Here is a 620-nt window from a genome sequence, read left to right on the forward strand (position 1 = left end):
GATGAGTTTAAACTTAGGTAATTTTAGCTGGATGGGCCTGTAAGGTATGGTCCAGTTATCGAGACTTTTTCATTTCTACAATAAAATTATAAAATTCTGATTTAATTTTATAAAGTAGAAAAATATTACATTTTAAGAAAAATAATACTATGATAAAAAACGAAGGAAATTAATCATAAAAAAAGGAGGGAGTATAATGAAATATTTAAAAAAGAAAGCAGTTCCTGCGTTACTTGTTGGAGGAATGTTATTTAGTAGCGGAGCAATGATTACTAACACTGCTTCAGCTTCTACATATGACTCTAGTCATGAGTTAGTAGATTCAATGAAAGGATATGAATTATCACCTGTTGATATGGCAAGAGCTGAAGCAGTTGGGACATTACCATTGGATAACAACCAACAATCTCATTCTTTAGTTCAAGGACCTCAAAAAGTTGCAAAAGTTAATGTTAGTCTTGCAAAAGTTAAAGCGGGTGTGAAAAAAGCTTGGAACAAACTTCCTAATGTTATAAAAAAAAATATTACACTTGAAACTGTTTTAAAAGCGGTAGATAAATACTACGGAAATTCAAAAACTGTTGAAGAATTAGTATATAAATCCCTAAGATCAGTTGTAC

General features: G+C 30.5%; 1 pseudogene. It reads left to right on the top strand.

The features are described 5' to 3' along the window. Positions 1-196 precede the first annotated feature (196 nt). Positions 197-620: pseudogene (locus tag MR167_RS31650) on the top strand (hypothetical protein); the annotation flags it as partial.

Origin of the sequence: Bacillus cereus group sp. BfR-BA-01355 (genome assembly GCF_022663675.1) — a bacterium.
GTDB classification, from domain to species: domain Bacteria; phylum Bacillota; class Bacilli; order Bacillales; family Bacillaceae_G; genus Bacillus_A; species Bacillus_A thuringiensis_S.